The 8,752-nt window shown below is 64.4% G+C and carries 5 protein-coding genes, 1 other RNA gene and 1 pseudogene; 3 read left to right on the forward strand and 4 right to left on the reverse strand.

Annotated elements, in window-relative coordinates; genetic code table 11:
• Positions 1–40: 40 nt before the first annotated feature.
• Positions 41–1,396 (forward strand): oligosaccharide flippase family protein, encoded by a 1,356-nt coding sequence (locus BLR85_RS21010; protein ID WP_139188487.1) that lies wholly within the window; start codon positions 41–43, stop codon positions 1,394–1,396.
• Here the strand turns inward: BLR85_RS21010 and xrtD are convergent.
• Both xrtD and BLR85_RS21020 read right to left on the reverse strand, forming a co-directional pair.
• On the reverse strand, positions 1,393–3,003 hold the full coding sequence (xrtD, locus tag BLR85_RS21015; RefSeq protein ID WP_093161922.1) for a VPLPA-CTERM-specific exosortase XrtD: 1,611 nt from the start codon (positions 3,001–3,003) through the stop codon (positions 1,393–1,395). The two genes, BLR85_RS21010 and xrtD, sit on opposite strands and share 4 nt — an antisense overlap.
• A gap of 146 nt (positions 3,004–3,149) precedes the next feature.
• Entirely contained in the window at positions 3,150–4,907 is a 1,758-nt protein-coding gene (locus BLR85_RS21020; protein WP_093161925.1) for a DNA polymerase III subunit gamma/tau, read from the reverse strand.
• Positions 4,908–5,126: 219 nt separating this feature from the next.
• Between BLR85_RS21020 and BLR85_RS21025 the strand changes: the two genes are divergently transcribed.
• Positions 5,127–6,656 carry an ankyrin repeat domain-containing protein gene (locus tag BLR85_RS21025; protein WP_093161928.1) on the forward strand — a complete coding sequence of 510 codons (1,530 nt, stop codon included), beginning with the start codon at positions 5,127–5,129 and terminating at the stop codon, positions 6,654–6,656.
• 65 nt (positions 6,657–6,721) lie between these two features.
• Here the strand turns inward: BLR85_RS21025 and rsgA are convergent, their stop codons facing one another.
• A complete protein-coding gene (gene rsgA, locus BLR85_RS21030; protein WP_244520814.1) occupies positions 6,722–7,756 on the reverse strand; it encodes a ribosome small subunit-dependent GTPase A in 1,035 nt (344 codons plus the stop codon).
• A gap of 134 nt (positions 7,757–7,890) precedes the next feature.
• Positions 7,891–7,989, reverse strand: an RNA gene (gene ffs / locus BLR85_RS21035) — signal recognition particle sRNA small type.
• A 499-nt stretch (positions 7,990–8,488) separates the two neighbouring features.
• Between ffs and BLR85_RS21040 the strand changes: the two are divergent.
• A pseudogene (locus BLR85_RS21040) lies at positions 8,489–8,752 on the forward strand (IS110 family transposase); the annotation flags it as partial.

Below are 8,752 nucleotides of genomic sequence, written 5' to 3' on the forward strand. Positions count from 1 at the left end.
ATGCACAGGTTCGACCCTAGGTATCTGCGGGATTTCAACATTGAAGAGGCTTGCGCGCCTGTTTTCCGGTTCAGATATCGCTGCTCGTACGCGGCGTAGCTCGCTTTGGGTCATGCTTGATTTTGGCGGCAACCAATTCCTGCGGCTTGTCTCCAACCTCTTGTTAACACGCCTTCTATTTCCAGAGGCTTTTGGCCTTATGGCCATGGTGCAAGTTTTCATTACCGGCTTTCAGATGTTTTCCGATGCTGGTGTGCAGGCATCGATCATCCAGAATTGTCGCGGCGACGAAAAGAGTTTTCTCGATACGGCCTGGACGGTACAGATCCTGCGTGGGGTCGTTCTTTGGCTGTTGACCTGGCTTGTCGCCGGGCCGGTTTCGACCTTGTATGGGCTGCCGGCACTTGCCGAGATGCTACCCTGGATGGGGCTGACACTGTTCTTGCAGGGCTTCACGCCGACGGCGGTTCACACGGCAAGCCGGCACTTGCTGCTCGGCAGGGTGACGGCGATCGATCTTTGCGCCTTTAGCTTCCAGATCCTGGCGGCCTGTATCCTGTCATGGATGCTGAACTCGGTTTGGGCATTGGTAATCGCTGCAAATGTCGGTGTTCTCGCGACGCTTGTCGCGCAGTGGGTGTATTTGCCTGCGGCTCGGAACCGGCTTCGCCTGGAGGGGGAGGCGCTGTCGAGCCTTTTTCATTTTGGCAAATATATCTTTCTTGGATCGGCGGCTGGTTTTGTCGTGGCGCAGGGCGATCGCGCCATTCTAGGACTCTATGTTCCGATGTCCGAGCTCGGGGTCTTTCATATCGCGTTCTCTATGGCGGTGATACCAAGGAACGTTGCCTCATCTCTCCAAAACAAGGTTGTGTTCCCGCTCTACCGGCTTCGGCCATTTTCCGAGAGCGCGGCAAACCGCACAGAGATTTTTCGCGCCCGGCGCATACAGGCCGGGACAATGGTCCTTACAAGCCTGTTTCTTGCAGCAATCGGGCCTTGGCTGATCGATCTTCTATATGATGACAGGTACCTCGCCGCAGGCCCCATGATCACGGTCTTCGCGCTGTCGCTTGTGCCCTATATCACTCTATCGATGACCGGGCCGATGCTGCTGGCCATGGGCGATTCCCGTCGGGCACTGGTGGCGCAACTGCTTACGGCGGTGCTGCAGACCGGCCTGCTCTTTGTCGGCATCGCCGCCTTTGGCGTCGTAGGGGCGATCCTCGCTCCGGGGCTGGCTGCAATTGCCGCCTATCCGCTGCGCGCCGCCTTTGCGCGCCGCTACGATGCCTGGGACCCGGTGCAGGATCTGGGCATGACGGCACTTGGGCTGGCGGGCGCGGCGGCGATCTGCGTCTGGCATTGGGAGCAGGTTGCGGGGCTGCTGCCTTAGTGTTCACTGGTGGGCAGGAACTCCGGCAAGATCGGAACCACCTCGCCCAGGACATCGCGCAGCCGTGCTTCGGCCTCGGCTTCGCTCTCCCCGTGCAGGATGACCGTTGTCAGCCGGACAAGCGCCCCATCCATACGCCCGCTGCGCACCCCGTCTACCACCAACCACGCCTTGGCCGCGAAGTCCCAGGCCACTTTTCGGCCCTTCTGGTCGAACCAGTAATAGACGAGCTGGCGCACCATTCCCTTCTGGATCACTGCCCGGTTCACGTTGAAGGGTGTGGGCCAGCCGATCTCTCCGGCGATGTCGATCCGGTCGAGCGCGGCGATCTCCCAGCCCGCGCCGGGCAGGCAGATCTCGGGCGAATGCACGCCGCCCGCGGACTGGTCCGCATACCAGGCGGAGAAGAAATTCACCGCCGCGCGGCTCTCCGGGTGGAACAGGTCGATGCCCAGATAGTCATCGGCGGCAAGGCTCTGCTCGACATCCTCGTTCAACACGACCGGCAGTCCGGCTCGCCAGCCGCCAACGCTGCGCGGGAAGAGCGCGAAGGGCGCGCGGTCGATCTGCTGAACCCCGCGCTCGGGCAGGGCGGCAAGGCCGATGGCCGCCGTGAAGGGCAGCAGCGCGGCGAGCGCCATGGCCGGCGAGGGCCAGAGGAAGCGGATACGGGCAAGCTGCGGCAGGCAACCGGACATGTCGAGATCGAGCGCTTCGCCGCGTGCGCCGTCGGCGGGCCGTCGCAGGAGCATCAGTAGACGGGCCAGCCCGAAAAGCAGAACGACGGAGGTCAGAAAGATCACCCAGCCCTCGAAGAAATGGGTGAAGCTCTGGACATGGGCCACGCCCCAGACCTGTACGAACACCCCGGCAATGGCGATCCGGATGGAGTTCATCACCACCGTGATCGGCGCGGCGGCCAGCAACAACACCGCCTTGTGCCATTTCGGCCCCGTGTAGAGGATGGCGAAGACATAGGAAAAGGACAGGATCGGGAACAGGTAGCGCAGCCCCGAACAGGCCTCGGCGACGTGAAGCTGCATCTCGCCAAAGTCGATGATGTTCCCTTCGAGGAACACCGTGACGCCGAGTGCGCGCAGGATCGCCACGCCCAGTTCCGAAGAGATCAGCTGCAGGAAGGCCGACAGCTTGTAATATAGCACGCCCGGCAGCGGCAGCATGTAGACAAGATGCAGGATCGCGGGCCAGAATTCCCGCCCCTGCCGCCAGCCGAAGGAAATGAGCAGCACGCCGCCCATCCACAGGATCAACGCATAGGCGACGATGTCGCCGATATTGGCCAACCGCCCCGCAAGGCCGGCCAGCACCGCGAGCGACACGACAAGCGCTCCTTGCCAGCGGCCTTGCAACGGGCCCTCGCGCACGGGCACATCTCGTAGATGACGCAGGAACAGGGCGAAGGAGATGACGGGGATCAGCGGGCCGTGGCTGTATTCGGGCGTCTGCCAGGCTTGGAACAGTGTCTCCAGCCCCGGCGCGAAGAACCAGCCCGCCGCCAGCACCGCACAGGCGAACAGCACAATGCCCGGTGTGGCGAAATCCGCCAACCGGCGCGTCGGAAGCGCTGTCTGGTTCTCGTCGGTCACCTGTCTGCCCGGCCTGCCGCCTTTTCTCCTGCTTGCCACAGGCGAGGGGCACCGATCCAGCCGCTTGCAAGCCTTGCACGGGAAAGGAGGCACGACTGTGTGTCTGGGAACGCGAAATCGGGCTCAAACCAGCGTTCAGCCGGCCGTCAGTCTTCTTCGAACGGGTCCCATTCGTCCTCGACCTCCGGCAGCGCCTCGACGGCGGCCTCGGCGGCGATTTGTTCGCTGGTGCGGATGTCAGCGATCCGGGCCTCCGGGAAATGCTCCAGAACCGCCTGCACCAGCGGATGTTTCAGGGCCTCGGCGCGCAGCGCTTCTTCCTCGGCATGGCGCGCCTCGTCGATGGTCGGCGCCCCGCCCTCGTTGACCACGATCACCGCCCAGCGATTGCCGGTCCAGCGTTGCAGCGCCGCGCCGAGCCGCGATGCGAAGTCCGGCGCGGCGTTGGGCGTCGGCTCGAACTCGATCCGGCCGGGAGAATACTTCGCCAGCCGAAGCGTGCGCTCCACTTCGATCTGAAGCGCAATGTCCCGGTTGGAACTGATCAGCTCGATCACGTGGTCGAAGCTGGCATAATGCGCCAGTGCCTGATCCGGGGCGACGCGAAGGGCAGCGACCGGCCCGGCGCCGTGCGGCGTTCCGGCAGGTGCGGAGGGCGGCGGCGCGTAGTCCGTTGGGCCGCCCGTTGGCTGCGTCTGCCCGCCACCACCGCCCGGCCCGGGGCTCGTCGGGGGCGGCGCATCGCGCAACTGCCGCACGAGGTCGCCCGGTGTCGGCAGGTCCGCGACATGGGTCAGGCGGATGATCGCCATCTCGGTCGCCATCATGGAATTCGGGGCCAGCGCCACCTCGTCCAGCGCCTTCAGCAGCATCTGCCAGAGCCGAGACAGGATCGGCATCGAGAGCGCATCGGCCATCTTGCGGCCACGGTCGCGCTCGTCGGGCGGCACGGTTGGGTCGTCCGCGGCCTCCGGCGTGATCTTGATGATCGAGACCCAGTGACAGACCTCGGCCAGATCGCGCAGAACGGCCATCGGGTCCGCCCCGTCGGCATATTGCGCCGAAAGCTCGGCCAGCGCGCCGGCGGCGTCACCCTTCAGCACCATGTCGAAGAGGTCGAGAATACGTCCCCGGTCGGCCAGCCCCAGCATGGCGCGTACGGTATCGGCGGTGGTCTCGCCCACGCCCTGGCTCAACGCCTGGTCCAAGAGCGAGGTCGCGTCCCGCGCCGAGCCTTCGGAGGCGCGCACCAGCAGCGCCAGCGCGTCGTCGGTAATCTCGCCCTTTTCGGCATCGGCGATCCGGCGCAGCATCTTCAGCATGTCCTCCGGCTCGATCCGGCGCAGGTCGAAGCGTTGGCAGCGCGATAGCACCGTGACCGGCACCTTGCGGATCTCGGTGGTGGCGAAGATGAATTTCACATGCGCGGGCGGTTCTTCCAGTGTCTTCAGGAGCGCGTTGAAGGCGCTCTTGGACAGCATGTGTACCTCGTCGATGATATAGACCTTGTAGCGCGCCGAGGAGGGCGCATAGGCCACCGAGTCCAGCACCTGGTTTCGGATATCGTCGACGCCGGTATTGGACGCGGCGTCCATTTCGAGCACGTCGACATGGCGGCCCTCGGCAATCGCCCGGCAAGGCTCGCACGTCCCACACGGTTCGGTGGTCGGCCCGCCCGCGCCGTCGGCGCCGATGCAGTTCATGCCCTTCGCGATGATCCGCGCGGTGGAGGTCTTCCCGGTACCCCGGATGCCGGTCATGATGAAGGCCTGCGCGATCCGGTCCGCCTCGAAGGCGTTTTTCAGCGTTCGGACCATTGCCGCCTGGCCCACAAGGTCGGCAAAAGTGTTGGGGCGGTATTTCCGCGCCAGGACCTGGTAGCCGCTCTCGCCCGTCTCGCTCATATTGCCTCGCTCCGCTGACCGGCCCAACCTAGAGCCCCGCGCGGACAAGGTCCACCATTGCGAAACGCATGCACGCCGCTATGATCGCCCGTGCCGCTCTGAGGCGGCTCCCTGGTCCGCGGAAAGCCGTTGCCGGCACCTCGTCTTCGAAGAACCCATATCGGTTTTTCACGGTGCCCGAACAGGCGGACCACCGGGCGAAGACGGGAGAAACCACCGATGAAATCCCTGGAACAACTGCGTCGTGATGCCAAGGCTCTGAAACGGGCGCATGACGCTGGCGATGCAGAAGCCTTACGCCGGCTGGCCGTGCATCCGCCCAAGGTATCTGGTCCGCTCAAACATGCCGATTACCTCCACGTTATCGCGCAGGAACAGGGCTTCGCGTCCTGGCCACGGCTCAAACTTTCGATCGAGACCGAGGGGGGTGACAGGGCTCAGATGACCCAGCGTCTCAAGATTGCGCTCTTTCATGGCCGGATCGCCGTGATCGAGCGGCTTCTGGAACAGGCGCCGGATCTTGCGGACGGCCTCTTCGCGCTCAAGGTCGCGCTGCAGGATCGGGACGCGGTCGAGGCGATGCTAGAGGAAGATCCCAGCCGCGCCACGCAGAGCTACGGTCCGCGCGGCCGGCCGATCTGCCACCTCGCCTTTTCACGCTGGATCCACGCACGGCCCGAGTGGACGCCGAAGATGCTAGCAATCGCCGAGGCGCTGTTGGCCCATGGTGCCGACGTGAATGACAGCTGCCCCGTGGGGCCGGAGAATGACCACCCGCTTTCGGCCCTCTACGGCGCGATCGGTCATGCCGACAACATGGCGCTTGCCCGTTGGCTTCTGGAACATGGTGCCGATCCCAATGACGGCGAGTCGCTTTATCACGCCACCGAGCTTGGCCACCACGAAGGACTGACGCTTCTATTGAACCACGGCGCAGATCCGAAGGGCACCAACGCGCTGCTTCGAGCAATGGATTTCAACGACCATGTGGCGGTCGAAATGTTGCTGAAGGCCGGTGCGGACCCCGACGAGTTTGCCGCCGAGCCGGTGGGCGGCGAGCAGCCAAGGGTCATCCCGGCGCTTCACCAGGCGGCCCGTCGCATGTGCGATGCGCGAATGATAGAGCTTCTTCTCGATGCCGGGGCCGACCCCGCGTGCCGCTTCGAGGGCGCGAGTGCCTATGGCTATGCCCGCGTCTTCGGCAACCGCGCGCTCGCGAAGGCATTGGAAGCGCGCGGGGCGGCGACGGAACTGACGCCGGAGGAAACCCTGCTCGCCCGCGCGGCGGATGGCGACGACACGACCGGTGCCTATATCGACCCTGCGAGATTGCCAGAAGCCTATCGCAATATCATCCGCACGATTCTGCACCTGCCGGGCAAGCTCGACCATCTCCGCCGCCTTGCGGCACTCGGTGTCGAGACCGACCGGGCCGATGCCGAGGGGCTGACCCCGATCCAGGTCGCCGGCTGGGAAGGGCTTCCCGAAGTCATGTCCTGGCTGCTCGGGCAACGGCCCGATCTCGGTCATGTCAATGGCTATGGCGGCACGTTGTTCGCGACCATCCTGCACGGATCGGAAAACTGCCCCGCGCGGGCCGAGCGCGATCATATCGGCTGTGCCCGCATTGCGCTGGAACATGGCGTGGCCTTGCCGCGCCCGCTCGTCGAGGCTGCCGGCGCTCCCGACATGGCGGCGTTCCTGGCCGATTGGGCCGAGGCGCGCCCGGGCCAGGTGACGCCGGGCTGATCCCCGGCGCTCCGTTCTTCTGTCGGGGCGTATCCGGGGGGGCAATGGCCCCCCCGGAACGCCTGTCATTTGCCGCTGCGCTCCTGGCGTCTTTGCGCCACGACGTTCCGGATCATCTTGCCGAAGCGGCGGTCGCGGGCATGGGCCTCGGCGATGCTTTCGGAATTGCGCGCATCCTCGCGTTGCAGCTTGTCCCAGCGGGCAAGCCGGTCCGGATCCAGCCGCCCGGCACCGATCTCCGCCTGAACCGCGCAGCCCGGCTCGCTTTGATGGCTGCAATTGGAAAACCGGCAGGACAACGCCAGTTCCGCGATATCGGCGAAAACGGCGTCGATGCCCTCGGCGGCGTCGGCCAGTTGCAGTTCCCGCATGCCGGGCGTGTCGATCAGCCAGCCGCCGGCAAGCGTGGGATGCAGCGCCCGCGAGGTGGTTGTGTGCCGCCCCTTTGCGTCATCCTCACGGATGTCCATGGTCGCGTCGCCGCGCCCGGTCAACCCGTTGGAAAGCGTCGTCTTTCCCACGCCGGATGAGCCGACAAGCGCCAGCGTCTGACCGCCCGAGCACCAGGGCGCAAGGCGCTCGATCTCTTCGGGGTCGAGGGCGTTGAGCGTCAAGGCGCTGACCAGAGGTGAGAGGCGCTCGGCTTGACGCCGAAAACGAACCGGATCCTCGGTCTCGTCGGCCTTGGTCAGGATCACCAGAGGCAGGCAACCGGAGGCTTCGGCCAGGGCAAGGTACCGCTCCAGCCGCGCCGCGTTGAAATCGGCATTGCAGGAGGAGACGATGCCGAGCGTGTCGACATTGGCCGCGATGAGCTGGCTGCGGGCCTCGCGCCCGGCGGCCTTGCGCAGAATGCGGGTCTTCGGCTCCAACCGTTCGACCACGCGAAAGCGGTCATCATGGAGAACCCAGTCTCCAACAGCGAAATCGCCGGCAGATTGCCCGCCGTGCAGCGTGAGAGAAACGTTTCCGGCCTCGCCAATCGCCTCCAGCCGGTCGCGTGCGACCGAGGAAATGCGCGCGGGCATGCCGTCCGCGTCAAGGCACTGCTTGCGGAAGTGGGCCGACCAGCCGAGGTCGGTAAGAGTATAGTTGTTCAATGATCTGATCCCTGAACACGTCAAAAGGGGCGGCGGATAGTGCCGCGGCTAGGACGGTCGGACGAAGGCCCGTTCAGGCGGACGCCCGGAGGATGGTGACAAGCTCTGCCATGAAACCTCCGTTCATAGGGAGTGGGTGAGAGGCTGGACATCGACCCAAGCGGGGCTCGTTGCGGCTGCTTCCTTCCGGACCTGACCGGGTTGGCGAGGCGCTTGCCCGCGCCAACCTCTCGATGCGTCAGGTAAGCGATGCAGAGGGCATTTGCAAGCCGGTGGATCGGTCGAAATGACCGAAACGGGGGGCATGGTCGACCGAAAAGGCGACCAAAACGGGGGTGTGGCGCGGGTTTTGGGGCCGGAATCGCTCTGTTCGACTCGCGCAACCCCGATTGAGTCGCTTTTCGGTCGTTTTCCCCATGGATTTCGACCGAAAGAACGACCGAACGCGGATGATGCCCGGAGACCGGCAGAACCGGAACGGAAAACGCGGTCGCTTCTGGAGCGCCGGTTCCGGAATCGGGTTTCGTCGGGTGTGCGGAAGTTTCTGCCTTTCACTGTTGCACCAAGAGAGGGCCGCTACCTGCGCGTTGCTGCCACTCGTGCTATTTGGTCACTTCGCCAATGCAGAATGCTCCCAATACAGGAAGCGGATGAGGTGGATGGCTCCTGCTCCACCGGCATCGAACGTGCCAAAGTGCAGTTGTCATCGACTGCGAGGAAAGGAGCCATCCAATGACAGTAAAGACGGTGGGCCTGGATTTGGCCAAGGACGTTTTTCAGGTGCACTGCGTTTCGGCTACCGGGCGTAAGATCATCAACAAGAAAATCAAACGCGCGAAGCTGCTCGCCTTCTTCGAGACATTGCCACGCTGTGTGGTTGGAATGGAGGCTTGCGGTTCAGCCCATCACTGGGGTCGCGAACTGCGCAAGCTTGGCCATGATGTTCGGCTCATGCCGGCGGCCTATGTCAAACCTTATGTGAAGCGCGGCAAGACG

It is taken from the genome of Aliiruegeria lutimaris (genome assembly GCF_900099935.1).
GTDB classification, from domain to species: domain Bacteria; phylum Pseudomonadota; class Alphaproteobacteria; order Rhodobacterales; family Rhodobacteraceae; genus Tropicimonas; species Tropicimonas lutimaris.